This is a genomic window from Thioalkalivibrio sp. ALE12, assembly GCF_000381105.1.
Classification (GTDB): Bacteria; Pseudomonadota; Gammaproteobacteria; order Ectothiorhodospirales; family Ectothiorhodospiraceae; genus Thioalkalivibrio.
Genome location: NZ_KB905912.1, coordinates 26,997 through 53,710 on the forward strand (window position 1 = coordinate 26,997; position 26,714 = coordinate 53,710).

Consider the following 26,714-nt stretch of genomic DNA (forward strand, 5'->3'; position numbering starts at 1 on the left):
TAATGCTTGACTCGCAGCCATGTTTACAGGGGCCGGAATGACCGTACACGTTCACTATTTCGCGCGTCTGCGCGAGGAGCTGGGCCGCCCGAACGAAGAGGCGGAACTCCCCGCCGGCGGCATGACCGTTGGCGGGCTGTGGCAGCACCTCCACCAGGAGGCCCCGCCGGAGCGCCTGATGGCCGCGGTCAATCAGGAACAGGCCAGCCTGGAGACGCCGGTACGCGACGGGGACGAGGTCGCCTATTTTCCGCCGGTAACCGGGGGCTAGGGTGGCGGTCGAGATCCACACCGACGACTTCGACCCCTGGGAGATCGTCCGGCAGGCCGAGACGGCCATCCCCGCGAACGCGCGTGGCGCCGCCAGCGTGTTCGTCGGCCGCATGCGCGATTTCAACGAGGACGAGGACGTGACCGGGCTGTTCCTGGAGCACTACCCGGGGATGACCGAGCGCGAGCTGGAACGCATCGTCGCCGAAGCCGAGGCGCGCTGGCCGCTGCTGGGCTGCCATGTGGCCCACCGCGTGGGCGACGTGCGCCCCGGCGACGCCCTGGTGCTGGTGGCGACCTGGTCGGCCCACCGCGTGGCCGCCCGCGACGCCTGCAGCGACATCCTGGAACGCCTGAAGCACGAGGCCCCGTTCTGGAAGCGCGAGACCCTCACCGACGGCACCCAGCGCTGGGTGGAGAAAAACACCCCGGGCTTCTGAACGCCCCCCTGTAGGAGCCTGCTTGCAGGCGAAGCCCCTGCCCGTGTCCGACTCTGGCAGGGGCTTCGCCTGCAAGCAGGCTCCTACAGGGGGCGGGCCAGGGCCTCGGGATTCCCGCCCGCAACGTCCCTACATCCTCGTCAACCCGGCCGCAGCGAAGCGGAGAACCGGGGTGACGAGACATGGGGGTTGCGCGATGGAAGCATTCTTGTGGGAGCGGGCTTGCCCGCGAAGCCCCCGCCCGCGTCCGGCTTTGGCAGGAGCATTCGCGGGCAAGCCCGCTCCCACAAAAGCCCTCGCCGGTAGTGATCACACCTACCTCAGGGTGAGGTAGAGGGTCTGGTTGCCGCGGCGCAGCTGCAGTTCCAGGGTCTGGTGGGCGGCCAGTTGCTGCGGCAGGTCGGCCAGGCGCTCGATGCGCTGGCGGTTGATCGCCAGCAGCACGTCGCCGGGGCGCAGCCCGGCACGCGCCCCGGCGGTGCCGGGCTCCACCGCGATGACCGCCACGCGGCTGCGACCGTCGTTTCCTGTGGTCTCGGACAGGCGTACGCCGTCGAGCCGCGGGTGGATGGCCGCCCCCTCGATGCGCCGCTCTTCCGGGCGATCCAGTCGCGCGACGATCTGCTGTTCCGTCCCGTCGCGCAGGATGTCCAGATCCACCTCGGACCCGGCGCGCAGCAGGCCCAGGCGGTTGCGCAGGTCGCTCGCGCTGCGCACCGTCTGGCCGTCCACCCGCAGGACGATGTCGCCGTGGGCCAGGCCGGCGCGCTCGGCGGCCGAGCCGCGCACCACGCGGGTGATCACGGCGCCCTGCGAGAGGTCCAGACCGAAGGCCTGGGCCAGCGCCGGGGTGAGGTCCTGCATCTCCACGCCCAGCGCGCCGCGCTCGACCCGACCTTCGGCCAGCAGGTGCTCCTGGATCTGGCTGGCCATGTTGGCGGGGATCGCGAAGCCGATGCCGATGTTGCCGCCGCCCCGCGCGAGGATGGCGGTGTTGATGCCGACCAGTTCGCCGCGCAGGTTGACCAGCGCCCCGCCGGAGTTGCCCGGGTTGATTGAGGCATCGGTCTGGATGAAGTCCTCGAAGCCGGCGCCACCCAGGCCGCTGCGGCCCAGGGCGCTGACGATGCCGCTGGTTACGGTCTGACCGAGGCCGAAGGGGTTCCCGATGGCGACCACGAAGTCGCCCACGCGCAGGGCGTCGGAGTCGGCCAGCGGGATCGCCTGCAGGTCCTCCGCGTCGATGCGGATCACGGCGACATCGGTGGCCGGGTCGGTGCCTACCACCTCGGCCTCGTACTGGCGGCCATCAAAGAGCGTGACCAGGATGGTGTCGGCGCGGGCGATCACGTGGCTGTTGGTCAGGATGGTGCCGGCCCCGGCATCCACGATGACCCCGGAGCCCAGGCCCTGGCGCTCGCGTTCACGCGAACGCTCGGGGACATCGAAGAAACGGCGGAAGAAAGGATCGTCGAACAGCGGGCTGACCGACTCCACCACGCGGGCGCGGGTGGCGATATTGACCACGCCGGGGATGGTCCGCTCGAGCATCGGTGCCAGCGATGGCAGCGGCTGGCCGTCCACCGCGGCCGGTAGCTGGGCGGTGGCCGGTGCGGCCCCGAACAGGGTCAGGGCCAGGATCAGGAGGGGAACAAGCCGACGCATGGGCGCTCCTCGAACGGGGTTCCGGTTATCAGGGCGCCAGGTTGGCGCGCGGGGCGAAGGACGACTTCTCGGCCATCTTGCGGTACCAGTCGCCGGCCTCTTCCTCCGGCGGCACCTGCACCATCAGCTTCAGGTAGAGATCCCCCGGCGGCTTGCCCGGCAGGCCCTTGCCCTTCAGGCGCATCTGCTTGCCCGACTGCGAGCCGGCCGGAACCTTCAGATTGACCCAGCCATGCGGCGTGGGGACCTCGATGGTCGCGCCCAGCGCGGCCTCCCAGGGCGTGATCGGGATCTCGCGGTAGAGATTGCGGCCGTCCAGGGTGTAGCGGCTGTCCGGCTTGACCCGGATCTCCAGCAGCAGGTCGCCGGCGCCGCCACTGCCGACCCCCGGGTCGCCCTGGCCGCGCACGCGCAGGCGCGAGCCGTCCCGGGCCCCGGCGGGGATGCGCACGCGCTGGACCCGGCCCTCGGCATCGTTGACCGACACCTCGGTGCCCTTGAGCGCCTGGTCCAGAGTGATCTCCACCCGGCCCTCGCGGTCGGCCCCGCGCATGTTGAAGCCGGCCCCGCCCGAACGGCGGCGACCACCGCCCATGCCGCCGCCACCAAAGATGGAGTCGAAGAAGTCCGAGAAGCCGCCGAAGTCGGCCGCGGCTCCGGCGCCCCCGCGGGCCCCGCCGTGCTGGGTCCAGCCGTCCCAGCCGGGCGGCGGGCGGAAGTCCTGACCCTGGCGCCAGTTGGAACCGAGCTGGTCGTAGGCCTTGCGCTTTTCCGGATCGCCCAGGGCCTCGTAGGCCTCGTTGACCTCCTTGATGCGGGTCTCGGCGTCCGGGTCCTTGCTGACATCCGGATGGTACTTGCGCGCCAGCTTGCGGTAGGCCTTCTTGATCTCGTCCTGGCTGGCGTCGCGGCTCACACCGAGGATCTTGTAGTAGTCCTTGTATTCCATTGCGTTCCTCGAACGATTGCGTCCTCGGGTGACACCCGGATCCCGCCTGCGGTCATGGCGATCATGATAGCCGGGATGCGGCTGTCACCCAGGGAGACACGAAACCGCGCCTCCTCGGGGCCTAAAAAACCGGGCGCCACCACGGGAACCCCCGGGGCAGCGCCCATGTTGCGCCCGGTCAGGGATATCCTGCCGGGCCGGTGGGGCCGGATCAGCTCTCGATCTGGATCCGGCGCGGCTGCACGCGGGCCTGCTTCGGAATGCGCACCTCCAGCACGCCGTTCTCGCTGCGCGCGGAGATGTTCTCGGCGTCGGCTGTATCCGGCAGCGAGAAGCGGCGGAAGAAGGTGCCACGCACGCGTTCGATGCGCTTGTAGCCGTTCTTCTCCTCTTCGCTGTCGTGCTTGCGCTCGCCGCGCAGGGTCAGCACGCCGTTCTCCATGTGTAGCTCGATATCCTTCGGGTCCACCCCGGGGATATCGGCATGCAGCACGTAGGCATCGGTCTCTTCGCGGATATCCACCGCGGGGGCCCAGTCGGAGGTCGCGGCGGAGTCCTCGGTGCCGGGCATGTCCGGCATGCGACCGAGTTCGCGCGACAGTTGGCCGAGCAGGCTGAACGGTTCGTAACGGGTCATGGTCATGGCGTTCCCTCCTTGTGCGGGTGTCATCTGACTCACCCATAGACGTAGGGACACATCCCGCGTTTTCAAGGGCCTGGGGGCAAACCCGTTACGCGAGACGGCGAAACTCGCGCAGCTTGTAATCGTCGTCGGTGACCAGCTCGAACACGCCGTGCACCCCGCGCTGATCCAGGTGGCTGCGCAGCAGCCGGGCGGGGAATTGCACGCTCTCGCCGCTGTCGGCCTGGGCGAAGACCACTGCGGCGCGACCCGTGTAGTAGTCCTCCATTTCCTGGCGCGAGATGGCCAGACGCAGGCGAAACCGGCGCATGGGCTATTCCAGGTTCTGCACCTGCTCGCGCAGCTGCTCGATCAGGACCTTCATCTCCACGGTGGCGCGGGTGATCTCCAGGTCATGCGACTTCGACGAGATGGTGTTGGCCTCGCGGTTGAACTCCTGCATCAGGAAGTCGAGCCGCCGCCCGCTGGGGCCGCCCTGATCCAGGACCTCGTGCACGGCCGCCACATGGCCGTCGATGCGGTCCAGCTCCTCGGCAATGTCCATGCGCTGGGCCAGCAGGGCGACTTCCTGCTCCAGACGCTTCGGATCCAGATTCAGGTCCAGCTCGTGAATCCGGGCGAGGATGCGGCCGCGTTGCTCGTCCAGCATCGGCTGGCGCCGCGCGCGAATCGCCCGGGCGTGCTCGGCGAGTGCGTCCAGGCGCGAGCGCATGCCGTCGGCCAGGGCCGCGCCCTCGGTCGTGCGCATCGTGACCAGGGCCTCCAGCGCGTCGTCGAAGCCCGCCAGCAGGGGCTGCGCGAGGCTCTCGCCGACATCGGTGTTGCCCTGGAGCACACCCGGCCAGCGCAGGACGTCCAGCGGCGAGACAGGCGCCGGGTTCGGCATCATGCGCTCGATGGAGGCGCAGGCCCCGATCAGCGCCCGGACGCGCTCGTGATCGAAGGCCTCCGGGGCGTTGTCGGCCTGGCCTCGGTCGCGCAGGACCGCATCCACCTTGCCGCGCGCCAGGCGGGCCTTCAGGCGGCTGCGCACCTCGGCCTCCAGCGAACGCAGGTGATCGGGAAGATGGATACGCAGCTCGAGATAGCGGTGGTTGACGCTCTTCAGCTCCCAGTCGAACACGCCCGCGTCCAGGCTCATCGCGTGCCGGGAAAATCCGGTCATACTAGTGATCATGCGTCCCTCCATGGTGATCCCTGCTGCGTGTGGCGGTGGCGGCCCGTATACTGCGCCCCACTCAAATCTAGCAAGGATCACAGCATGCGACCCAGTGGCCGAACAGCCGACGCAATGCGCCCCGTGCGTTTTACCCGCCATTTCACCCGCCACGCGGAGGGTTCCGTACTGGTGGAGTTCGGGGACACCCGGGTGCTGTGCAACGCCACGGTGGAGTCGCGCGTGCCGCCGTGGCTGAAGAACAAGGGCCGCGGCTGGGTCACCGCCGAATACAGCATGCTGCCACGCTCGACCCATGACCGCATGGTGCGCGAGGCCGCGCGCGGCAAGCTGGGTGGCCGCACCATGGAGATCCAGCGCCTGATCGGCCGCTCGCTGCGCGCGGTGGTGGACCTGGAGGCCATGGGCGAGCGCCAGATCATCGTCGACTGCGACGTGATCCAGGCCGATGGTGGTACCCGCACCGCCTCCATCAGCGGGGCCTACGTCGCCCTGTACGACGCCATCCGCAAGGCGCGTGAACAGGGGCTGATCCGCAAGGATCCGCTGCACGGCCAGGTCGCCGCGATCTCGGTGGGCATCTGCGGCGGTGAACCGGTACTCGACCTCGACTACGATGAGGACTCGCAGGCCGAGACCGACCTGAACCTGGTGATGAACGAGGCCGGGGGCGTGATCGAGATCCAGGGCACAGCCGAGGGCCACGCCTTCCGCCGCGACGAGCTGGACCAGATGCTGGACCTGGGCGAGAAGGGCATCCAGGAGATCTGCGAGGCCCAGCGCGCCGTGCTGGCCGAGGGCTGATCATGGGCGAGCCGCGCCGTGTCGTCCTGGCCACCGGCAACCCCGGCAAGCTGCGCGAGATCCGCGCCCTGCTGGAACCGCTGGGGCTGGCGGTCGAGGCACAGTCCGAGCACGCCGTGCCCGAGGCCGACGAGACCGGCCTGACGTTCGTGGAGAACGCGATCCTCAAGGCGCGTAACGCCGCCCGCCACACCGGGCTTCCGGCGATTGCCGACGACTCCGGGCTGGAGGTCGATGCCCTGCACGGCCAGCCGGGGATCTACTCCGCGCGCTATGCCGGCCCCGATGGCGACGACGCGGCCAATAACGCCAAGCTGCTGGAGGCACTGGCCGGCGTACCGCCGGAACAGCGCGGCGCACGGTTCCGCGCGGTCGTGGTGTACCTGGAGCATGCCGAGGATCCGGCGCCGATCATCGCCCAGGGGGTGTGGCCCGGGCGCATCGCGGAACAGGCCAGCGGCGCCGAGGGCTTTGGCTACGACCCCCTGTTCTTCGTGCCCCAGGAGGGCTGCACCTCGGCCGAGCTGCCCCCGGAGACCAAGAACCGCCTGAGCCATCGCGGTCAGGCCCTGCAAGAACTCGGGGGCGCCCTGCGCGAGCGCATGGGCAACCCGCCGGCCTGACAACCCACGCCGTCCGGCACCGGGGCCACCCGGAGAGATCGCCACGGCGCTGCGCGCCTCGTGATGACGGGGACTTCCCGTCGTTGCGAGGCTCCACAGGGGCCGTGGCAACCTCCCGACGACACCCCGGCGCATGTTCGGACCCGCGTCGGGGCCAGGCCGGGGAGATCGCCACGCGCCTGCGGCGCTCGCGATGACTGTGCTTCCTGTCCCCGTCATCGCGAGGCGCGCAGCGCTGTGGCGGTCGGCAGGGGACCACCGGCGCGCAAGGCCGCAATGGCGGGACTGGGTCCTTTCGACGCCACCCGCCCCCTCGCCTATGCTTCGCACATGACTGCCGCGTTGAACCATCCGCCGCCCCTGGCGCTGTACGTGCACCTGCCCTGGTGCGTGCGCAAGTGCCCGTACTGCGACTTCAACTCGCACGAGCCGCGCGGCGAGCCGCCCTTCGATGACTACGTGGGCGCGCTGCTGCGCGACCTGGAAGGCCAGCTACCGGATATCTGGGGCCGGCGGCTGGAGAGCGTCTTCATTGGCGGCGGCACCCCCAGCCTGTTCCCGCCGGAGGCGCTGGATGCTCTGCTTTCCGGCCTGCGCGCCCGGCTGCCGCTGCGACCGGACTGCGAGGTGACGCTGGAGGCCAACCCCGGGACCGCCGACCGCGCCTACTTCCGCGGCTACCGCGAGGCGGGGGTCAACCGGCTGTCGCTGGGCATCCAGAGCTTCGACGACGCGATGCTCGCGCGCCTGGGGCGCATTCACGGTGCGGCGGAGGCCCTGAGCGCGGTGGAGCATGCCCGTGCCGCCGGCTTCGAGGCGATCAACCTGGACCTGATGTTCGGTCTGCCGGGGCAGTCGGTCGCGGCCGGGATCGCGGATCTGCAGGCGGCGATCGAGCAGGACCCGGGACATATCTCCTGGTATCAGCTGACCCTGGAACCGAACACCCTGTTCGCGGCACGCCCACCCGAGCTGCCGGAGGATGCGACGATCGAGGAATTGTTTGCCCGTGGCCAGTCCCATCTGGCGGCGGCTGGCTATACTCGATACGAGGTATCCGCCTATGCACGTCCGGGGCAGGAATGTCGGCACAACCGCAACTACTGGACCTTCGGCGATTATCTCGGCATCGGGGCCGGGGCCCACGGCAAGCTGTCGCAGGTCCATCAGGGCGCGATCCTGCGCCGCATGAAGCCGCGCCAGCCCGAGGCCTGGCTGGCCGAGCCGCAGGCGCACAAGGATCAGGCCGTGGACACGGCGGAGCGGCCTTTCGAGTTCCTGCTGAACGCGCTGCGGCTGGTGGAGGGCGTGCCGGCCGCGAGCTTCGAGGCGCGCTGCGGCCTGCCACTGGCGATGCTGGAACCCGCACTTTCGGAACTGCGCGCGGACGGGCTGCTGGTCGCGGATCCGGAACGGCTGCAGGCCACGGAACGGGGCCTGGCGTTTCTCAACAACGTGCTGGAACGTTTTCTTCCGGAAGGGACACCGCAGGACTCGGTTGCCACGCCGATCGCCTGGCCCGCGCGCCGGGAGGAGGGTCGATGATGCGTCCCGTCGAGTTTGTCGGTTTTGCCTGCCCCTGGTGCGGCGAGCCCGGCGAGACCACGGTGGACATGGTCAGCAACGACCGCGAGTGGATCGAGGACTGCGCGGTGTGCTGTGCCCCGATCGTGTTCCGCCGCGAGGATGCCGGCGACGAGGAGATCCCGCGCATCGAGGCCCGACGGGAGGGCGAGTGAGCGAAGCGCCGCCCTATACCCCGATTGCCTGCGAGCGCTACTCCGAGCTGGAGCTGGCGATCGTGCGCGGGCAGTTTCTGCGCACGCACTGGCGGCGCGGCGAGATGGACCGGATCGCGATCGTGCGCCCGCTGGACCTGCGCACCCGGCGCGGTGCCGAATACCTGATCCTGCGCGACACCGCGGGCCGCCGGCAGTGGTGGCGCCTGGACCGCCTGATCAGCTTCGAACCCGTCTCGGGCTGAACACCAAAAGGCAACCTACAGGAAGGCATAAAGACGGGAAGAACGGATCAAAATGGGCCTGTAACAGCCTCCGACGATGGGCCGACCCATGAGGCCTCGGCCCTGCCCGGATACCCCTGAAACCTTCTGTTCTTCGAACCTTCCTGTAAACCGCCCTTGCCTTTCGAGGCAGAGGCGGCCACGGCGGGGCGCAGCGTGGGAAACACTGATTAATGTGCCCGCTCGCGTTGGCACCCCAGGTTTTCCGAGACAAGGCGCGGTGCGTAGCCGGTAGTGGTTCTACCGGCAAGGGCCGCAACGCAGGATCGGGGAACCTGGGGTGCCAACCCCACAAATCATTGAAAGCAGGGGCTCGGCCGCCCGTTGTTATCAAAAACGGGCGCGCGCACGGCGTTGCGGCTCCCTTGTGCAGAGTGACTGCACGGCAGTCACCGCGCCTTGTTCGCACGCACAAGCGACTCGAGCGCGAGCGGGCACATTAATCAGTGTTTCCCTAGCTGCGCTTCATCTGGTCGAAGAATTCGGAATTGGTCTTGGACGACTGCATGCGGCCGAGCAGGAATTCCATGGCCTCGATGTCGTCCATGCCGTGCAGGAACTTGCGCAGGATCCAGAGCTTTTGCAGCTCGTCCGGGGCGGTCAGCAGTTCCTCGCGGCGGGTGCCGGAGCGGTTCACGTTGATCGCCGGGTAGATGCGCTTCTCGGCGATGCGGCGTTCCAGGTGCACCTCCATGTTGCCGGTGCCCTTGAACTCCTCGTAGATCACTTCGTCCATCTTGGAGCCGGTATCCACCAGCGCGGTGGCGAGGATGGTCAGGCTGCCGCCCTCTTCCACGTTGCGCGCGGCGCCGAAGAAGCGCTTCGGGCGATGCAGGGCGTTGGCGTCCACGCCGCCGGTCAGCACCTTGCCGGAGCTCGGCGCCACGGTGTTGTAGGCGCGCGCCAGGCGGGTGATGGAGTCCAGCAGGATGACGACGTCGCGCTTGTGCTCGACCAGCCGCTTGGCCTTCTCGATCACCATCTCGGCGACCTGCACATGGCGCTGGGCCGGCTCATCGAAGGTGGAGGAGACGACCTCGCCCTGGACCATGCGGTCCATCTCGGTGACCTCCTCCGGGCGCTCGTCGATCAGCAGCACGATCAGGTAGCACTCGGGGTAGTTCGCGGCGATGCTCTGCGCGATGTTCTGCAGCATCAGCGTCTTGCCCGCCTTGGGCGGGGAGACGATCAGGCCGCGCTGGCCCTTGCCGAACGGCGCGACGATGTCGATCACGCGGGCGGTGATGTCCTCGGTGGAACCGTTGCCGCGCTCCATGCGCATGCGCTCGTTGGCATGCAGCGGGGTGAGGTTCTCGAACAGCACCTTGTGCTTGGCGTTCTCCGGCGGCTCGAAGTTGATCTCCGAGACCTTCAGCAGCGCGAAGTAGCGCTCGTTGTCCTTGGGCGGGCGGATCTTGCCGGAGATGGTGTCCCCGGTGCGCAGGCCGAAGCGGCGGATCTGGCTGGGCGAGACGTAGACGTCGTCCGGGCCGGCCTGGTAGGAGCTGTCGGCGCTGCGGAGGAACCCGAAGCCGTCCGACAGGATCTCGAGGACGCCGTCGCCGTAGATGGCCTCGCCGCTCTTGGCGTGGGCCTTGAGCAGGGCAAAGATGATCTCCTGCTTGCGCGCGCGGGACATGTTCTCGATGCCCTTTTCTTCGGCGAAGGCCACGAGATCGGCAGCGGACATCCGCTTCAATTCGGTCAGATTCATGCGTGGGGTGCTGTATTCAACGTGGATGATCGGCGACCGGGGGTGGCCGCACGGATTGACTGGAAGGAGGCAGGGAATGGCCTGGCGGCCACTCGAACTCGTTCGATGGTAAGCGAGGCGGCGGCGCGGGGCAAGCCCGGCAAAGCCACGCGCCTGCTGGGCCTGGCGGCGGACCGCCAGGCGCGGATATTACAGGTGCTGGTCCAGGAACGCGGTCAGCTGCGACTTGGACAGGGCACCGACCTTGGTGGCCTCGACATCGCCGCCCTTGAACAGCATGAGCGTCGGGATCCCGCGGATGCCAAACTTCGGCGGCGTGGACGGGTTCTCGTCGATGTTCAGCTTGGCGACCTTGACCTTGCCGGCGTATTCTTCGGCGATTTCGTCCAGAATGGGCGCGATCATCTTGCAGGGACCGCACCACTCGGCCCAGTAGTCCACCAGGACGGGCTGGTCGGCCTTCAGGACGTCCTCGTCGAAACCGGCGTCCGATGTGTAAACAATTTTGTCGCTCACTCCGAGCCCTCATGACTTGGGTTGGGGGAACAGCCCGCACCGCCGGCTGCTCGGCCTTACTATCGACGATCAGCGCCGGACAGTTCAAGTAACAGGCAGCACCCGAGGAACCCGATGACCGAAACCGCCCAGGACACGCCCCGCTTCGACCAGCTCGATCTGCCCGAACCCGTCCAGGCGGGCATCCGCGCCACCGGTTTCGAGACCTGCACCCCGATCCAGGCGCAGACATTGCCGATCGCCCTGGCCGGGCGCGACGTCGCCGGCCAGGCGCAGACCGGGACCGGCAAGACCGCGGCCTTCCTGATCGCGACCTTCAACCGGCTGCTGCGCCAGGCGCCCTCGCCGAACCGCCGCCCCACGGACGTGCGCGCCCTGATCCTGGCGCCGACCCGCGAACTGGCCATCCAGATCCACAAGGATGCCGAGTCGCTGGGCGCGGAGACGGGGCTGAAGCTGGCCCTGGCCTACGGCGGCACCGGCTATGACACGCAGCGCGAGCAGCTCGAGGCCGGGGCGGACATCCTGATCGGGACACCGGGGCGCATCATCGACTACTTCAAGCAGAAGGTCTTCGGCCTCAAGTACACCGAAGTGGTGGTGCTGGACGAGGCCGACCGCATGTTCGATCTCGGCTTTATCAAGGATGTGCGCTTCCTGATGCGCCGCTGCGCACCCCCCGGCGAGCGCCTGTCCATGCTGTTCTCGGCCACGCTGTCCTACCGCGTGATGGAGCTGGCCTTCGAGCACATGAACAACCCGGAGAAGGTCCAGGTCGAGGCCGAGACCCTGACCGCGGACCGCGTGCGCCAGGTGATCTACTACCCGGCCAACGACGAGAAGATCCCGCTGCTGCTGGGGCTCGCGCGTGACCTGGAGCCCGAGCGCGCGATCGTGTTCGTGAACACCAAGCATGGCGCCGAGAAGGTCTGCGACTGGCTGAACGCGAACGAGCAGAAGGCAGCCCTGCTGTCGGGGGACGTGCCGCAGCGCAAGCGCCAGACCCTGCTGGAACAGTTCGCCTCCGGGGAGTACCGCTTTCTGGTGGCCACCGATGTCGCCGCGCGCGGGCTGCACATCCCCGCGGTCAGTCACGTCTTCAACTTTGACCTGCCGCAGTCCGGCGAGGATTACGTGCACCGCATCGGGCGCACGGCCCGCGCCGGCGCCGAGGGCGACGCGATCAGCTTCGGCTGCGAGGACTCGGCCTTCTACCTGCCGGACATCGAGAGCTATCTGGGCGAGCGCATCCCCACCGCGAGCGTCGACCCCGAGCGGCTGTTCCAGGATGCCGTGAAACCGAAGCCGCGTCCGCGCAAGCCGCGCGACGATCGGCGCGGAGGTGGCCGGGGTGGCCCGCGCTCCGGCGGCGGTCGCCCGCAGCGCGGCGGCCGAAACTGACGCAGACGCGCCGCACCGGGCGCAGGGGAAAATGGTGCCGGCGAGAGGAGTCGAACCTCCGACCTATCGATTACGAATCGATTGCTCTACCAACTGAGCTACACCGGCGAAGCGCGACATGATAGCGGGGGCCGGGATCGACCACAATCCGGCGGGGCCGGACGACCGGATTCAGGAGCGCCGGCTGCCCACACGAATGACGACATCCACACCCTGCAGTTCCTTGCCTTCCGGCAGCGGGGGCAGGTCGGAGATGTCGATCCGCGCCGGGTCCACGTCTTCCAGTTCCCCGGTATCGGTATGGAACAGGTGGTGGTGCGGATTCAGGTTGGAGTCGTAGAACAGCTTCGCGGGGTCGATCAGGACCTCGCGTACCAGGCCCTTCTCGGCGAACAGGTTCAGGGTGTTGTAGACCGTGGCCTTGGAGACCCGCGAGGAATGCCGCACCAACTGCGCGAGGATCTGCTCGGCGCTGAGGTGCTGATGGCGGGCGAACATCACGCGGGCAATCTCGACGCGCTGCTCGGTCGGGGAAATCGCATGTTCGCGCAGGAGCTCGCGCGCCGCTTCGACCGACAGCAGATCCGGATTGTGGGAGTCGATGTTCATGATTCCGAAGATATAACAGGGCTCTGGAGCAAGTCCATATCCCGCCCCTGAGACAGGTCAAGGCGATCGATACGGCCGGGAAGCCTGATAGAATACGAAAAGATGGAGCGGGTGATGGGAATCGAACCCACATTAAGAGCTTGGGAAGCTCCCGTTCTACCATTGAACTACACCCGCTTGAGCCGGCGATTGTAGGCCTTGTCGGCCTCCGGCTCAACGGCCCTGAACGCCGGACGAAGAACCATGCAGATCCAGCTGAACGGCGAACCCTTCGAGCTCCCCGACGATCGCGAGGCCACGCTGGCCACGCTGATCGAGGCACGCGGCCTCGGTGGCCGGCGCCTGGCAGTGGAGGTCAACGAGGAGCTGGTGCCGCGCAGCGAACACGCCGCGCACCCGCTGTATCCCGGCGATCGCGTGGAGATCGTGCAGGCGATTGGGGGCGGATGAGTCCGAGCCCCCGTCCGTAACTACTTTCAACGAAGGAATTACCATGACCGAACCGGCCGCCGCGTCTGCCGACGATCTCTTCCGCGTGGGCTCGCGCGAGTTCACCTCCCGCCTGCTGGTGGGCACCGGCAAGTATCGCGACCTGGACCAGACCCGCGATGCCATCGAGGCCAGCGGCGCGGAGATCGTGACCGTCGCCATCCGCCGCACCAACATCGGCCAGAATCCGGACGAACCCAACCTGCTGGACGTGATCTCGCCGGAGCGCTACACGCTGCTACCGAACACGGCCGGCTGCTTTACCGCCGAGGACGCGGTCCGCACCTGCCGCCTGGCACGCGAGCTGCTGGACGGGCACAACCTGGTGAAACTGGAGGTGCTGGGCGACGAGAAGACCCTGTACCCGGACGTCTTCGAGACCGTAAAGGCCGCCGAGACCCTGGTCGCCGAGGGCTTCGACGTCATGGTCTACACCACCGACGACCCGCTGCTGGCGAAGCGCCTGGAAGAGATCGGCTGCCTGGCGATCATGCCGCTGGCCGCGCCGATCGGCTCCGGACTGGGCATCCAGAACCGCTACAACATCCGCGAGATCGTCGAAAACGCCACGGTCCCCGTGCTGGTGGATGCCGGCGTCGGTACCGCATCGGATGCCGCCATCGCGATGGAGCTGGGCTGTGACGGCGTCCTGATGAACACCGCCATCGCCGCCGCCGACAACCCGGTGATGATGGCCTCGGCCATGCGCCACGCGATCATCGGCGGGCGCCAGGCCTTCCTTGCCGGGCGCATGGCGCCACGCCGCTACGCCTCGGCCTCCTCGCCGCAGACCGGCCTGTTCTTCAGCTGAACATGGTCGAAACGATCGATTCCGCTTCCGCCGACAGGCCGTTCTACCGGCGCATACGCAGTTTCGTGCGCCGCGAGGGCCGGCTGACGCCGGGCCAGCAGCGCGCGCTGGACGAACTGCTGCCGCGCTTCGGCCTGCAGCTCCCGGAGCCCGCCGCGCCGCTGGATCTGGCAGAGGTGTTCGGGCGCACGGCACCGGTCACGCTGGAGATCGGCTTCGGCGACGGCGAGAGCCTGGCCGAGCAGGCGGAACAGCAGCCGGAACGTGACTTCATCGGCACCGAGGTGCACCGGCCCGGGGTCGGGCATCTGCTGCGCGAGGTGGAACAGCGCGGGCTGACCAATGTGCGCGTCAGCGACGCCGATGCGGTGGAACTGCTGGAGCACTATCTGGCGCCGGGCAGCCTGGACTGCGTACAGGTGTTCTTCCCCGACCCCTGGCACAAGAAGCGCCACCACAAGCGGCGCCTGATCCAGCCGGCCTTCGTGCGCCATCTGGCGACGCGTATCCGGCCGGGCGGGCGGCTGCACCTGGCCACCGACTGGGCCGAGTACGCCGAGCACATGATCGCGGTGATGCAGGAATGCGCGCCGTGGTTCGCGCCAGACGGCCCGGTTCCGGCCCCGGGTCGGCCACCGGAACGCCCGGTGACGAAGTTCGAGCGCCGCGGGGTCGGCCGCGGCCATCAGGTCGCCGATCTGCTCTACCGGCGGACGAACGAACCCGCCTGAGGCCTCAGGGAAACACTGATTTCAGGGTTTCCCTGAGGCGTTCTTGACCACCAGCACCGGGCACTCGGCCCCGCCGATCACGCGCTCGGAGACACTACCCATCAGCAGGCGCTTGAGGCCGGTGCGGCCATGGCTGCCGAGCACGATCAGGTCGCGCTGGTCGCGCCGGGCGATCTCCACCAGCGCGAGCTCCGGCCGGCCTTCCTCGGTGGTGGCATCCGCCTTCCGGCCCTGCTCGCGCGCCTCGCCCTGCAGGCGCTGAACCGCCTCCACGCCCTCCTGGCGGCGCTCGTCGCTCTGGCCCGGTACCGCCACCGTGGCGATCGTCAGGGGCAGGTCGCAGTAACCCGCCAGCTCGATCGCGGCCCGTACCGCCTGGTCGCCCAGGTCGGAGCCGTCGGTCCCGACCAGCAGCCCGCGGTGCGGGGCCTCGGCACCGCGCGGGACGACCATCACGTTGCAGGGCGCCAGACCGATTACCTTGCGCGTGGCGTCGCCCACCATCAGGCGTGACAGATCGCCCCGGTCACGCCGGCCGATCACGATCAGGCCGGCCTTGTACTCCTCGGCAATGGCGACGATCTCCTGATGCCGGTCGACCCCGTGGCGCAGGATCATCGAGGCGTCGATGCCCGCCTCGCGGGCGCGCTTCTCCAGCGCATCCAGATCGGCCTGGCCGGCCACGCTCGCCTCGTGGCTGCGCGGCGGCGACAGGGCGTCGTGCTGGGTGTCCGTGGGAATGATGCGGGCGACCACCAGGCGCGCGCCGCAGCGCTGCGCCAGGTCCAGCGCCACATTCTCGGCGGCTACGCTGAATTCGGAACCATCCGTCGCCAGGACAATGGTCTCGAAACGGCACAGCGGGGCATCGGATTCGGACATGCGGGGTCTCCACCTGGACTTTTTGCTCAGCATAACCGACATGCCGGCAAACGCCAGCACGGCGAGTGCCATGGCGCAGCCATCCACGGCGCGTTTTTTGCGTCCGTGCCCGCGGGATGAAATAATCCCGCGCTTTCAAGGGAAAGGCGGAACCCGTTTCCTCCGACCCGCCTCGGCGCCCGCGCCCGGCGCGCGTCCCCTTCGGCTTCCGGCCACGCGCCGTCCGGCGCGGGTCTTCAGGACACGACTGGAACATGGAAAACCTTACGCTGACCACCGAGATGATCGTGGTGCTCGCGCTGCTCGCGTTCACGATCTTCCTGTTTGTATCCGAAATCATCCGGGTGGACCTCGCGGCCATTTCGGTGATGGTGCTGCTGGGCCTGCTGACGCTGGTGCCGGGCCTCGGGATGCTGGTCGGCCAGGAGGAACTGTTCAGCGGCTTTGCCTCCAACGCGGTGATCTCGATCATCGCGGTGATGATCATCGGCGCCGGCCTGGACAAGACCGGCGTCATGCACAAGGTCGCGGCGTTCATCATGCGGGTGGGCGGCACCACGGAGAAGAGCATCATCCCGACGGTCTCCGGCACGGTCGGCGTGATCTCCAGCTTCATGCAGAACATCGGCGCCGCCGCGCTGTTCATGCCGGTGATGAGCCGCATCTCCAACCGCCTGAACATCCCGCTGTCGCGCCTCCTGATGCCGATGGGCTTCGCGGCGATCGTGGGCGGCACCATCACCCTGGTCGGCTCCAGCCCGCTGATCCTGCTGAACGACCTGCTGCCCTCCGACATGGAACCGTTCCAGCTGTTCGACGTGACCCCGATCGGCCTGGCCCTGCTGGCCACGGCGATCATCTATTTCGTGCTGCTGGGGCGTTTCGTCCTGCCCTCGGTCAAGACCAAGTCGGCGCAGCGCGAGAACGCGCAGGACTACTTCCAGCGCGTGTACGGCCTGTCCTACGAGATCCACGAGCTGTTCGTCCCGGAGAACGACCCGATGGTCGGGCGCACGGTGGCCGAGATCGAACGCGAGACCGGCATCGCGATCGTCGGGACCTACGTCCGCGACGAGCTGCGCATGGCGCCGTGGACCGGCTACGAGATCCAGGCCAACTCGCATCTGGCGGTGCTGGCCAGCCCCGCGCGGATGGAAAAGCTGTGCGAGGGCACGCGCAAGCGCCCCTCGACGAATCTGGACGTGTTCGCCAACGCCCTGGACAGCGGCCGTTCCGGGGTCGCCGAGGTGGCGATCGCGCCGGGCTCGAACCTGGCGGGCAAGACCGTGACCGAGCTGGCCATGCGCCAGACCTACGGGCTGTCGGTGATGCGCATCCAGCGCGGCAACGAGACCTATGGCGAGGGCCTGCGCGACATCCCGCTGGAACCGGGCGACATCCTGGTGGTGCACTGCACCTGGGAATCCCTGGCGCGCCTGGAACAGGATCGCGACTTCGTGGTGATCACCTCGGACTACCCGCACGAGGAACTGCGCCCCTCCAAGGTGCCGCATGCCCTGTTCTTCCTGGCGTTGACCGTGGGCCTGATCGTGTTCACCGACCTGATGCTGTCGGTGGCCCTGCTGACCGGCGCGCTGGGCATGATCCTGACCGGCGTGATCAGCCTCGACAGTGCCTATCGCGCGGTAAGCTGGAAGACGGTGTTCCTGCTCGCCTCGCTGATCCCGCTGGGGATGGCGGTGGAGAACACCGGTACCGCGGCATGGATCGCGCAGAACACGCTCGACATGCTGGGGACCGTGCCGCCCTGGGTGCTGCAGGCGACGATCTTCGCGCTGGCCACGTTCTTCACTCTGGTCATGTCCAACGTCGGCGCGACCGTGCTGCTGGTGCCGCTGGCGATCAACTTCGCGATCGCCGCGCAGGCCGCGGGCATGGACGCCGACCCGCGCGTGTTCGCGCTGACCGTCGCGATCGCGACCTCGAATTCCTTCCTGATCCCGACCCACCAGGTGAACGCCCTGATCATGGGCCCCGGCGGCTACCGGGTGAAGGACTATATGAAGGCCGGCGGCATCATGACCATCCTGTTCGCCGTGGTCGCCATGTTCATGCTCAATCTGATTTTCTAGGCTTTCTTTCAACGACCTTTGTGCAACCCGTTTGCAAGGAGAAATCCCATGTCCCAGAAGCATCCCGTGATTGCGGTGACCGGTTCCTCGGGTGCCGGCACCTCCACCGTAAAGCGCTCCTTCGAGTCGATCTTCCGTCGCGAGCAGATCAACCCGGTCGTGATCGAGGGCGACAGCTTCCATCGCTATGACCGCAAGGCGATGAAGGAGGCCATGCAGAAGGCTGCGGACGAGGGCAATCACCACTTCTCGCACTTCGGCCCGGAGGCCAACCTGTTCGATCGCATCGAGGGCCTGTTCAAGACCTACGGCGAGACCGGCCAGGGCGAGAAGCGCTACTACCTGCATTCCGACGAGGAAGCCGCGCAGCACAACGAGCGCCTCGGCACCAACCTGGGCCCGGGCGAGTTCACCCCCTGGGAAGAGATCCAGCCGGGCACCGACCTGATGTTCTACGAGGGCCTGCACGGCCTGGTGGTCGACGGTGACGTGAACGCCGCGCAGCACGTGGATCTGGGCATCGGCGTAGTGCCGATCGTGAACCTCGAGTGGATCCAGAAGATCTTCCGCGACAACGCCGAGCGCGGCTATTCCGCCGAGGCCATCGTGGACACGATCCTGCGGCGCATGCCGGATTACGTGAACTACATCACCCCGCAGTTCGGCTACACCGACATCAACTTCCAGCGCGTGCCGACCGTGGACACCTCCAACCCGTTCATCGCCCGTGCGGTCCCGACCCCGGACGAGTCCATGGTCGTGATCAGCTTCAAGGACCCGACGAAGTTCGGCATCGACTTCCCCTACCTGCTGAACATGATCCCGGACTCCTTCATGTCCAACCCCAAGACCCTGGTGGTCCCGGGCGGCAAGATGAGCTTCGCGATGGAGGTCATCCTCGGCCCGATCATCCACGACATGCTGTCGCGTCGCGGCTGATTTGCCGGGAGGCGCCCGCCCGGCGTCTCCCCGGCTCCCGGGAAGTTCCCCAGCCCCGCTCCGGCGGGGCTTTTTTCGTTTCGGGCCCGCCATTCCGCTAGGATTCAGGCTTTAACGGACAGGACGGAGTAGGCGTGTTCGGACTCTTCGGGCCGCGGCCGGCCCAGCAGATGGAGCGCTTTCGCGGCCGCTACACCGGTCGCTCGCTGATCGTTCACCAGGGCTTCACCGGCGACTGGCTGGAGGAGCTCCTGAAGCAGCCGGGCGGCGGCGGGCACTTCCGCATCGACAGCCGCCCGCTGCCACGGCGGCGGCCGAGCCCCGTGGAGTGGCTGGTGCAGACCCATATCCTGCCACTGGAGCTGCCGCAGCCCCTGTTTCTCGATGTGCGCGAGGACGCCATCCTCGTGCGCCACCTGCAGCGCGGGGAACACGCGGTGCATCCCTCGGAGATCGCCTGGTTCCTGGAAGAACTGGACACCCGCCACCACGCCCGTCTGGTCTTCACCGAAGACGGCGGCCTGAACGCGCACCCCGGCCTGCCGGTCGACGACAACGAGGCCCTCAGCATGCTGGAGCAACTCGGTTTATGACCAATGCCTTTCGCAGTGCCACCGCCCGCGGCGAGGAACCCCGGGCCCTGGCCGACGCCCTGATCGCCGAGCTGGGCGAACAGCCGCCGCGCACCGGGGATCAGGTGCGGGTCGGTTTCATCTACCTGTCCGACGCGCTCAGCCGCCACGCCCGCACCCTGCTGAAACACCTGCGCGAGGGGCTGGGGGTGGATCACTTCGTCGGCGGCATGGCCATGGCCGTGATCGGCCCGCACGACGAGCTCTACGAACAGACCGGCGCGACCCTGATGATCGGCGCGTTTCCGGCCGCCAGCGTCCGCGTGATCTATCACCCGGTGCGCGGCTTCGACGAGCTCGTGAAGGAACTCGACGGGTTCCTCGACCCGCAGACCCCGGGCCGGCTGATCCTCAACGCCGACCCGCGCATGGAAGGGCTGGAGGGCATCCTGACCGAGATCGGCGAGCGCACCGCCTGGTTCGCGACCGGCGGCGTCAACTCCGGGGACGACGGCGTGGTGCAGATCGCCGACGGCGTCGCCGCCTCCGGCATCACCGGGCTGGCGCTGCGCGACGATGTCCCGATCGCCGCGCGCCACAGCCAGGGCTGCACGCCTCTCCCGGGCCAGCACGAGCTGACCGAGACCTGGCGCAATATCATCGTGCGCCTGGACGGCCAGCAGGCCCTGCCGGCGTTCAAGGGCATCATCGGCGATGTGCTGTCGCGCGACCTGGAGCGGGCACTGGGCTACATCCTGGTAGGCTTCCCGATCCCGGGGTCGGACACCGGCGACTACCGCGTGCGTAACATCATCGGGATCGACCTGGACCAGCAGGTGCTGGCCGTCGGCGAGATGCTCGAGCCGGGCTCGCAGATCCTGTTCGTGCGCCGCGACGGCCAGGCGGCCATCGAGGACCTCGAGCGCATGCTGGAGCAGATCCGCGCCCAGGCGCCCAACGGGATTCGCGGCGCGATCTATGTCTCCTGCGTGGGGCGCGGGCGCCACCAGTTCGCCCAGGAAGGCACGGAACTGGGCATCGTGCAGAAACACCTGGGCGACGTGCCCCTGGTCGGCTTCTTCGCCAACGGCGAGATCTTCGCCAACCGCCTGTACGGCTATACCGGGGTCCTGACCCTGTTCACCTGAACCGCCAAGGGGACCGCATGCAATACCGCAAACTGGGACGCACCGATATCGAGGTCAGCCTGATCGGCCTGGGCACGATGACCTGGGGCGAGCAGAACACCGAGGCCGAGGCCCACGAACAGCTGGACTACGCACTCGACCAGGGCGTGAACCTGATCGATGCCGCCGAGATGTACCCGGTCCCGCCGCGCGCGGAGACCCAGGGCCTGACCGAGACCTATATCGGCAGCTGGCTGGCGAAGCGCGGCAACCGCGACCGCGTGGTGCTGGCCAGCAAGGTCGCCGGCCCCGGCATGATCGACTACCTGCGCGGCGGCCCGCAGCTGAACCGCGAACACATCGAGCAGGCCCTGAACGACAGCCTTCAGCGCCTGCAGACCGACTACCTGGACCTGTACCAGGTCCACTGGCCGGCGCGCGCCACCAACTTCTTCGGCCAGCTCGGCTACGTCCACAAACCGGACGCAAGCGCAACCCCGATCGAGGAGACCGCGGCGGCGCTGAAGGCACTGGTTGAGAGCGGCCGCGTGCGCACCATCGGCATCTCCAACGAGACCCCGTGGGGGTTCATGGAGTGGATCCGCGCCCATGACCGCGGCCTGTCCGAGCGCATCGTCTCCATCCAGAACCCCTACAATCTGCTCAACCGCAGCTTCGAGGCGGGGCTGGCGGAGATGGCCATCCGCGAGGATGCCGGCCTGCTGGCCTATTCGCCGCTGGCCTTCGGCATGCTCTCCGGCAAGTACCTCGACGGGGCGAAGCCCGCGGGGGCGCGCCTGACGCTGTTCGAGCGCTTCCAGCGCTACAGCAACGAATCCGGCCTGGCCGCCACCGCAGAGTACGCGCGTCTGGCGCGCGAACACGGCCTGACCCCGTCGCAGCTGGCGCTGGCCTTCGTCAACCAGCAGCCCTTCGTGACCAGCAACCTGATCGGGGCGACCACCATGGAGCAGCTGCGCGAGAACATCGCGACGGTGGACATCACCCTGTCTGACGCCGTGCTGGAGGCCATCGAGGCCATCCACGCCCGCTATACCTACCCCTGTCCGTAGGCCACCCCCCATGAACCTGATCGATACGCATGTCCACCTGGACCTGGACGCGTTCGATCCGGATCGCCCGGCCGTGCTGGACCGCGCCCGCGCCGCCGGGGTTCAGGAGCTGGTCCTGCCCGGCGTTACGCGGGCACGCTGGCCGGACCTGGAGGCCCTGTACCGCCAGCACGCGGGCCTGCATGTCGCCTACGGCCTGCACCCGATCTTCCTGCAGGACCATGCGGACGCGGACCTCGACGCGCTGGAGGCCTGGCTGGACACGCACCCCGAGACCATTGCGGTCGGCGAGATCGGGCTGGACGGCTATCAGGAGGGTCTCGACTGGGACCGCCAGTGGCGGTTCTACACGCGGCAACTGGCCATCGCCCGCGAACGCGACCTGCCGGTGATCATCCACAGCCGGCGCGCGCTGGACGCGGTGCTGAAGGGCCTGCGCCAGCAACCAGGCCTGACCGGCATCCTGCATGCGTTCATCGGAAGCCCGCAGCAGGCCCGCCAGGCGGCCGACCTGGGCTTCTGCCTGGGCATCGGCGGCCCGGTGACCTTCGAGCGGGCGAAGAAGCTGCACCGTGTGGTGCGCGACGCGGCGCTGGAGGCCCTGGTGGTGGAGACCGATGCGCCCGATCAGCCCCTGGCCGGACATCAGGGTGAGCGCAACGAACCGGCGATGACGGCCGAGGTCAATCGCCGGCTCGCGGCCCTGCGGGACATGGATCCCGAAGAGATGGCTATAATCACGTCACAAAACGCACGCCGGGTCCTCCGGCTTCCGACCGGTCCCGACGCATGAGTCCCGCCGCCCCCCACAATCCCTACACCGAACGGACCGACCTGCTGCTGGGGCACGAGGTTGCGGCCGGCCTGCGGGACCGGCATGTGTTCATCGCCGGTCTCGGCGGGGTCGGCAGCTACGCCGCCGAGGCCATCGCCCGCGCCGGCGTCGGTCGCATGACCCTGGCGGATCACGACGTGGTGGGCGCCTCCAACCTGAATCGCCAGCTGGTCGCGCTGCGCTCCACCGTGGACCGACCCAAGACCGAGATCATGGCGAACCGCATCCACGACATCGATCCCGACATCGAGCTCACGATCCGCCACGACTTCCTCCAGCCCGATACCGTCGGCGACCTGGTCCCGGAGGATGCCGACTTCGTGCTCGACGCGATCGACTCCATCGTCTGCAAGGCCGCGCTGGTCGCGACGGCCCAGGCGCGCGGGCAGGGCGTGATCTCGAGCATGGGGGCCGGCGGGCGCATCGACCCCACCGCCGTGCGCGTGGGGCCGCTGGCGGGGACGCGCGTGTGCCCGCTCGCGCGCCAGATGCGCAAGCGCCTGCGGCGCCTGGGCGCGCATCTCGACTACCCCGTGGTGTTCTCCATCGAACAGCCGCGCAAGGGCACCGAACACCGCCCGGTGGGGGACGGCGGCCGGCCGCGTTCGGTCAACGGCACGATCTCCTACCTGCCCGCGATCTTCGGCCTGACCGCCGCCGGCCACGTAATCCAGAGCCTGATCGCCCGCGCCTGACCGCCATACACGGCTCGCTCCGTGACCCCTGCAGCCACAGGTTCCGTCCTGCCCTGTGGGAGCTCAGCCCCCTGAGCGATACGGCGCGGCCCGACCTCATCGGCCAGAGGGCTGGCCTCCTACAGGCCAAGACAACCCAACCCCTACGAAGATGCTATTCGTCGAATACCGCCTCGATGCGGGCCTGGATGTGCTGGTCGGCGTCCGGGCCGTACTGCGTGGTGGCGGGGTCGAAGCGATCGCAGAAGGCGTAGGCAAACTTCAGGTCCTTCACGCCCAGGGCGCCGAACAGGCGCGCCTCGAAGGAATGGTCCTCCGGATTCTGGGTCAGCGTGGGCCAGCCATCCGCCCCGGGTGCCAGCGCCGGGCCAAAGAACACGACTCCCGGCAGGTTCTTCAGGCGCAGGGCACAGGTGCCCTCGGTCACCCCGGCCATCGGCAGGAAATCGATGGTGCGCGAAAGGCGCTGCTTGCGGTTGAAGGCGATATCGACCTCGCCGCCGGCCGCGCGGATCGCCGGGGCCTCCGCCTCGAACGCCAGGGTCTCGAGGCCAGCCGCCCGCCAGGCCTCCAGGTCTTGTGCCCCATGGCGGCTGGGCAGGAACAGGTAGGCGGGCCTGGTGATGGCCCGGATCGCCGCCAGCAGGGGTTCCGAATACGCCGGCGCGTTGACCAGGATCCCGCCCAGTTCGAGGTCGTCGATCAGCCAGACCGCCGGCGAACCATCCCCGATGCGGTAAATGGTCCGGTCACGCAGTTCGACCAGCGGCGCGCTGATCACGGGTTCATTCGCCATGTGCGGGCTCCGATGACGGACGGGCGGGACGCGGCTCGATCCCGGCCATGGTGGTCTCGATCCATTCTTCGGCCTCGGCCAGCACCTCCACCGGCTTGCGCCCGGCGGTCTCGATCGGCGGGCCGATCACCACCTCGATGGTGCCGGGGTAGCGGCGGATGCCCTTCTTCGGCCAGAAGCTGCCACTGTTGAGCGCCACCGGCAGCACCGGGTAGCCGGTACGCGCGGCCAGCATCGCGCCGCCCTGACGGTAGCGCCCGTGTTCGCCCGGGGCCACGCGCGTGCCCTCGGGGAACACGATCACCCAGCGGCCCTCGTCGAGGCGCTGCCGGCCTTCGGTGACCAGATTCTCCAGCGCCTGGCGCCCGCCTTCGCGGTCGATTGGCACCGGATCGATCATCGCCAGCGTCCAGCCGAAGACCGGGATGCGCATCAGCTCGCGCTTGAGCACCCAGGTCTGCATCGGGAAGATCGCGACGAAGGCGACGGTCTCCCAGGCCGACTGATGCTTGGACAGCACCACATGCGGACGCGACGCATCGATGTGTTCGGCGCCGCGCACCCGGTAGTCCACGCCACAGGTCACCCGCAGCCACCAGACATTGAAGCGCCCCCACTGCGTCAGCACCCGGTAGCGGATGCGGCGCGAGAACGGCCAGATCAGCGGTGGCACCAGCACGCCGAAGACCAGCATCGAGCTGATGAACCCGAGCTGGAACAGCAGACCGCGGATCAGGGGCAGCATGCGGCGGCGCTATCCCGTGGCCAGGCGGCCGATGTCGGCCACGGTCTCGAACGCGCGGCGCAGTTCACGCAGCAGGGCCAGGCGGTTGCGCCGCTCGGCGGCATCTTCGGCCATCACCATCACCTGGTCGAAAAAGGTATCGACGCGATCGCGCAGGCCCGCCAGCTCGCCCAGGGCGTGCAGGTAGTCACCATCGGCCACCGCCTGCTCGACGCCGGGACGCACCGCCTGCAGGCCCTGGTAAAGCTGACGCTCCTCGTCCAGCGCCAGGGCCTCCGGGTCGAGGTCGGCCTCGGCCTCCTCGCCGGCCTTGCGCAACAGGTTGTGGATGCGCTTGTTCGCCGCAGCCAGGGCCTCGGCCTCCGGGCGCTCGCGGAACAAGCTGACCGCGCGCACGCGGCGGACGAAGTCCAGCGGGGTATCGGGCGCGACCGCGGCCACTGCCTCGATGGTCTCGTGCGCCTGGCCCTGCTCCAGCAGGTAGCCGCGCAGGCGCTCCAGGATGTACTCGCGGACCGGCTCCACCGCCTGGTCGGCCTCCGGCACCCGTTCGCGGATCGGCTCGGCCGCGGCCTGCAGCAGCGGGGTCAGGGCCAGCGGCAGTTCGCGCTCGACCAGGATGCGCACCAGTCCCAGCGCGGCGCGGCGCAGGGCGAACGGGTCCTTGGTACCGGTGGGCTGCTTGCCGATCGCGAAGATCCCGACCAGCGTGTCCAGGCGGTCCGCCAGCGCCAGGGCCTGGGCCAGCGGGACATCCGGCAGCTCGGAGCCGGACTGGCGCGGCCAGTAGTGCTGTTCGATTGCAGCCGCGACAGACTCATCCTCGCGGTCGTGCAGGGCGTAGTAGCGGCCCATCGTGCCCTGCAGTTCGGTGAACTCGAAGACCATCTGGGTCACCAGATCACACTTGGCCAGGCGCGCGGCGCGCGCGGCCAGCCCGGCATCCAGCCCCATCAGGCCGGCCAGGCGCTGCATCAGGGCCTCCAGCCGCACGGACTTGTCGCGCAGCGTGCCCAGGCGCTTCTCGAACACCACGGAGTCCAGCGCATCCAGCCGTTCCTCCAGACGCTTCTTGCGGTCCTGCTGCCAGAAGAACTCGGCATCGGCGAAGCGCGGGCGCAGCACGCGCTCGTTACCGTCGCGCACCGCGTGCGGGTCGCGCGACTCGATATTGCTGATCACGATGAAGTGCGGCTGCATGCGCCCGGCCTCGTCGACCACCGGGAAGTATTTCTGGTTGTCCTGCATGGTGGAGATCAACGCCTCCTGCGGGACATCCAGGAAACGCGGGTCGAAGCCGCCGGTCAGGGCCACCGGCCACTCTACCAGTGCGGTCACCTCGTCCAGCAAGTCGGCATCCACCAGTGCGCGCCCGCCCAGGGCCTTGGCCTGTTCGTGCACCTGGGCCAGGATGTTCTCGCGCCGCGCCTCGAACGACGGCTCGACAAAGCCGGGGCTGCGCAGCCGCTCGGCGTAGTCGTTGCCGCGCTTCAGCTCCAGCGCGCCGGGCTGGTGGAAGCGGTGACCATGCGTGGCCCGCCCGGCGGTCTGTTCCAGCACCGTCATCTCCAGCACCTCGGTCCCGTGCAGGACCACCAGCCAGTGCGCGGGGCGCACGAACTCGGTGCGGCTGCTGCCCCAGCGCATGCGCTTGGGCGTGGGCAGGGCTTCGAGCGCGGCCTCCAGCATCTCCGGCAGCAGCTCGCCGAGGGCGCGCCCCGGCTGCATCTGGCGGAAGACCAGGTACTCGCCCTTGTCGGTGGTCTCGCGCTCCAGGCGCTCGACCTCCACGCCACAGGAGCGGGCAAAGCCCAGCACCGCCTTGGTCGGCTCGCCGGCGTCATCGAAGGCGGCGGCCACAGCCGGGCCGCGACGCTCCTGCAACTGGTCCGGCTGCTGCCCCGGGACGTCCGGGAACAGCACCGCCAGCCGGCGCGGGGTGGCGAAGGTCTCGGGCACGCCCGGCTCCAGCCCGGCCTCGCTCAGCCGGTTGGCCAGACCCTCGGCCAGGGCATCACGCAGGCGCGGCAGGGCGGCGGGGGGCAACTCTTCGGTGCCCAGTTCGATCAGGAGTTCGCGGGCTTCAGCCATG

Annotated in this window: 30 protein-coding genes and 2 tRNA genes; 18 read left to right on the forward strand and 14 right to left on the reverse strand. The window is 68.5% G+C overall.

The features are described from left to right. Window positions 1–37: 37 nt before the first annotated feature. Both moaD and F614_RS0111265 read left to right on the forward strand, forming a co-directional pair. Window positions 38–271 carry a molybdopterin converting factor subunit 1 gene (gene moaD, locus F614_RS0111260; RefSeq protein WP_018866572.1) on the forward strand — a complete coding sequence of 78 codons (234 nt, stop codon included), beginning with the start codon at window positions 38–40 and terminating at the stop codon, window positions 269–271. Between the two features lies 1 nt (window position 272). Further along, entirely contained in the window at window positions 273–710 is a 438-nt protein-coding gene (locus F614_RS0111265) for a molybdenum cofactor biosynthesis protein MoaE (protein WP_018866571.1), read from the forward strand. A 315-nt stretch (window positions 711–1,025) separates the two neighbouring features. On the opposite strand, the gene F614_RS0111270 is transcribed toward F614_RS0111265, so the two are convergent. From F614_RS0111270 to F614_RS0111290, 5 genes are all read right to left on the reverse strand, one after another. After that, window positions 1,026–2,375: a DegQ family serine endoprotease gene (locus F614_RS0111270; RefSeq protein WP_018876740.1), complete on the reverse strand. Its 1,350-nt coding sequence runs from the start codon at window positions 2,373–2,375 to the stop codon at window positions 1,026–1,028. 28 nt (window positions 2,376–2,403) lie between these two features. Next, entirely contained in the window at window positions 2,404–3,324 is a 921-nt protein-coding gene (locus F614_RS0111275; RefSeq protein WP_019558917.1) for a DnaJ C-terminal domain-containing protein, read from the reverse strand. A gap of 211 nt (window positions 3,325–3,535) precedes the next feature. Continuing rightward, window positions 3,536–3,967, reverse strand: coding sequence for an Hsp20/alpha crystallin family protein (locus tag F614_RS0111280; protein WP_018867691.1), 432 nt, complete (start codon window positions 3,965–3,967; stop codon window positions 3,536–3,538). An 88-nt stretch (window positions 3,968–4,055) separates the two neighbouring features. Then, complete coding sequence (locus tag F614_RS0111285) at window positions 4,056–4,277, reverse strand: DUF2835 family protein (protein WP_018867690.1); 222 nt, start codon at window positions 4,275–4,277, stop codon at window positions 4,056–4,058. A gap of 3 nt (window positions 4,278–4,280) precedes the next feature. Beyond that, entirely contained in the window at window positions 4,281–5,144 is an 864-nt protein-coding gene (locus F614_RS0111290) for a YicC/YloC family endoribonuclease (protein WP_026329855.1), read from the reverse strand. 84 nt (window positions 5,145–5,228) lie between these two features. On the opposite strand from F614_RS0111290, the gene rph reads away from it, so the two are divergent. The 5 genes from rph (at window position 5,229) to F614_RS0111315 (ending at window position 8,555) form a co-directional block, all read left to right on the forward strand. Continuing rightward, complete coding sequence (rph, locus tag F614_RS0111295) at window positions 5,229–5,948, forward strand: ribonuclease PH (RefSeq protein WP_026280346.1); 720 nt, start codon at window positions 5,229–5,231, stop codon at window positions 5,946–5,948. 2 nt (window positions 5,949–5,950) lie between these two features. Then, a complete protein-coding gene (gene rdgB, locus F614_RS0111300; protein ID WP_018867687.1) occupies window positions 5,951–6,571 on the forward strand; it encodes an RdgB/HAM1 family non-canonical purine NTP pyrophosphatase in 621 nt (206 codons plus the stop codon). Between the two features lie 276 nt (window positions 6,572–6,847). Then, complete coding sequence (gene hemW, locus F614_RS0111305) at window positions 6,848–8,116, forward strand: radical SAM family heme chaperone HemW (RefSeq protein ID WP_026329856.1); 1,269 nt, start codon at window positions 6,848–6,850, stop codon at window positions 8,114–8,116. Then, the gene (locus tag F614_RS0111310; RefSeq protein WP_026279307.1) at window positions 8,116–8,310 is read left to right on the forward strand and encodes a CPXCG motif-containing cysteine-rich protein; all 195 of its coding nucleotides are present in this window, start codon (window positions 8,116–8,118) and stop codon (window positions 8,308–8,310) included. Before hemW ends, F614_RS0111310 begins: the two co-directional genes overlap by 1 nt. Then, window positions 8,307–8,555 carry a transcriptional antiterminator, Rof gene (locus F614_RS0111315; RefSeq protein ID WP_018867684.1) on the forward strand — a complete coding sequence of 83 codons (249 nt, stop codon included), beginning with the start codon at window positions 8,307–8,309 and terminating at the stop codon, window positions 8,553–8,555. Before F614_RS0111310 ends, F614_RS0111315 begins: the two co-directional genes overlap by 4 nt. A gap of 493 nt (window positions 8,556–9,048) precedes the next feature. Here F614_RS0111315 and rho read toward each other — a convergent pair whose 3' ends face one another. Further along, complete coding sequence (gene rho, locus F614_RS0111320; protein WP_018867683.1) at window positions 9,049–10,308, reverse strand: transcription termination factor Rho; 1,260 nt, start codon at window positions 10,306–10,308, stop codon at window positions 9,049–9,051. 189 nt (window positions 10,309–10,497) lie between these two features. Beyond that, window positions 10,498–10,824 carry a thioredoxin TrxA gene (gene trxA, locus F614_RS0111325; protein ID WP_018867682.1) on the reverse strand — a complete coding sequence of 109 codons (327 nt, stop codon included), beginning with the start codon at window positions 10,822–10,824 and terminating at the stop codon, window positions 10,498–10,500. Between the two features lie 114 nt (window positions 10,825–10,938). On the opposite strand from trxA, the gene F614_RS0111330 reads away from it, so the two are divergent. Next, a complete protein-coding gene (locus F614_RS0111330; RefSeq protein WP_018880972.1) occupies window positions 10,939–12,225 on the forward strand; it encodes a DEAD/DEAH box helicase in 1,287 nt (428 codons plus the stop codon). Between the two features lie 32 nt (window positions 12,226–12,257). On the opposite strand, the gene F614_RS0111335 is transcribed toward F614_RS0111330, so the two are convergent. The 3 genes from F614_RS0111335 to F614_RS0111345 all read right to left on the reverse strand — a co-directional run bounded on the left by F614_RS0111335 (window position 12,258) and on the right by F614_RS0111345 (window position 13,011). Further along, window positions 12,258–12,333, reverse strand: a tRNA-Thr gene (locus tag F614_RS0111335). A 63-nt stretch (window positions 12,334–12,396) separates the two neighbouring features. Next, window positions 12,397–12,834, reverse strand: coding sequence for a Fur family transcriptional regulator (locus F614_RS0111340; RefSeq protein ID WP_018876747.1), 438 nt, complete (start codon window positions 12,832–12,834; stop codon window positions 12,397–12,399). A 103-nt stretch (window positions 12,835–12,937) separates the two neighbouring features. Beyond that, a tRNA-Gly gene (locus F614_RS0111345) sits at window positions 12,938–13,011 on the reverse strand. Between the two features lie 66 nt (window positions 13,012–13,077). Here F614_RS0111345 and thiS point away from each other — a divergent pair. From thiS to trmB, 3 genes are read left to right on the forward strand one after another with little or no spacing between them, the layout of a single operon-like run. Next, window positions 13,078–13,284: a sulfur carrier protein ThiS gene (gene thiS, locus F614_RS0111350; RefSeq protein WP_018867679.1), complete on the forward strand. Its 207-nt coding sequence runs from the start codon at window positions 13,078–13,080 to the stop codon at window positions 13,282–13,284. A gap of 43 nt (window positions 13,285–13,327) precedes the next feature. After that, window positions 13,328–14,134: a thiazole synthase gene (locus F614_RS0111355; RefSeq protein ID WP_018867678.1), complete on the forward strand. Its 807-nt coding sequence runs from the start codon at window positions 13,328–13,330 to the stop codon at window positions 14,132–14,134. A 2-nt stretch (window positions 14,135–14,136) separates the two neighbouring features. Next, window positions 14,137–14,865 carry a tRNA (guanosine(46)-N7)-methyltransferase TrmB gene (trmB, locus tag F614_RS0111360; protein ID WP_019558920.1) on the forward strand — a complete coding sequence of 243 codons (729 nt, stop codon included), beginning with the start codon at window positions 14,137–14,139 and terminating at the stop codon, window positions 14,863–14,865. Window positions 14,866–14,886: 21 nt separating this feature from the next. Here the strand turns inward: trmB and F614_RS0111365 are convergent, their stop codons facing one another. Next, the gene (locus F614_RS0111365) at window positions 14,887–15,747 is read right to left on the reverse strand and encodes a universal stress protein (RefSeq protein WP_018867676.1); all 861 of its coding nucleotides are present in this window, start codon (window positions 15,745–15,747) and stop codon (window positions 14,887–14,889) included. Between the two features lie 254 nt (window positions 15,748–16,001). On the opposite strand from F614_RS0111365, the gene F614_RS0111370 reads away from it, so the two are divergent. The 7 genes from F614_RS0111370 (at window position 16,002) to F614_RS0111400 (ending at window position 23,081) form a co-directional block, all read left to right on the forward strand. Next, window positions 16,002–17,840, forward strand: coding sequence for an SLC13 family permease (locus tag F614_RS0111370; protein ID WP_018876749.1), 1,839 nt, complete (start codon window positions 16,002–16,004; stop codon window positions 17,838–17,840). Between the two features lie 48 nt (window positions 17,841–17,888). Next, window positions 17,889–18,779 carry a phosphoribulokinase gene (locus tag F614_RS0111375; protein WP_019558921.1) on the forward strand — a complete coding sequence of 297 codons (891 nt, stop codon included), beginning with the start codon at window positions 17,889–17,891 and terminating at the stop codon, window positions 18,777–18,779. A 134-nt stretch (window positions 18,780–18,913) separates the two neighbouring features. Next, on the forward strand, window positions 18,914–19,372 hold the full coding sequence (locus F614_RS0111380; RefSeq protein WP_018878799.1) for a hypothetical protein: 459 nt from the start codon (window positions 18,914–18,916) through the stop codon (window positions 19,370–19,372). Then, on the forward strand, window positions 19,369–20,499 hold the full coding sequence (locus tag F614_RS0111385; protein WP_018878798.1) for an FIST C-terminal domain-containing protein: 1,131 nt from the start codon (window positions 19,369–19,371) through the stop codon (window positions 20,497–20,499). Before F614_RS0111380 ends, F614_RS0111385 begins: the two co-directional genes overlap by 4 nt. A 17-nt stretch (window positions 20,500–20,516) precedes the next feature. Next, a complete protein-coding gene (locus F614_RS0111390; protein ID WP_019558922.1) occupies window positions 20,517–21,551 on the forward strand; it encodes an NADP(H)-dependent aldo-keto reductase in 1,035 nt (344 codons plus the stop codon). 10 nt (window positions 21,552–21,561) lie between these two features. Continuing rightward, entirely contained in the window at window positions 21,562–22,344 is a 783-nt protein-coding gene (locus F614_RS0111395) for a TatD family hydrolase (protein ID WP_018867670.1), read from the forward strand. Next, window positions 22,341–23,081 (forward strand): ThiF family adenylyltransferase, encoded by a 741-nt coding sequence (locus F614_RS0111400; protein WP_018880968.1) that lies wholly within the window; start codon window positions 22,341–22,343, stop codon window positions 23,079–23,081. The genes F614_RS0111395 and F614_RS0111400 overlap by 4 nt, the downstream gene beginning before the upstream one ends. 154 nt (window positions 23,082–23,235) lie before the next feature. Here F614_RS0111400 and F614_RS0111405 read toward each other — a convergent pair whose 3' ends face one another. Genes F614_RS0111405 through glyS form a run of 3 tightly spaced genes read right to left on the reverse strand, consistent with a single transcriptional unit; the run spans window position 23,236 to window position 26,713 of the window. Beyond that, window positions 23,236–23,877, reverse strand: coding sequence for a hypothetical protein (locus F614_RS0111405; RefSeq protein ID WP_018867668.1), 642 nt, complete (start codon window positions 23,875–23,877; stop codon window positions 23,236–23,238). Continuing rightward, on the reverse strand, window positions 23,867–24,622 hold the full coding sequence (locus tag F614_RS0111410) for a 1-acyl-sn-glycerol-3-phosphate acyltransferase (RefSeq protein WP_018867667.1): 756 nt from the start codon (window positions 24,620–24,622) through the stop codon (window positions 23,867–23,869). The genes F614_RS0111405 and F614_RS0111410 overlap by 11 nt, the downstream gene beginning before the upstream one ends. Window positions 24,623–24,631: 9 nt before the next feature. Then, a complete protein-coding gene (glyS, locus tag F614_RS0111415) occupies window positions 24,632–26,713 on the reverse strand; it encodes a glycine--tRNA ligase subunit beta (RefSeq protein ID WP_018878269.1) in 2,082 nt (693 codons plus the stop codon). Window position 26,714 lies beyond the last annotated feature (1 nt).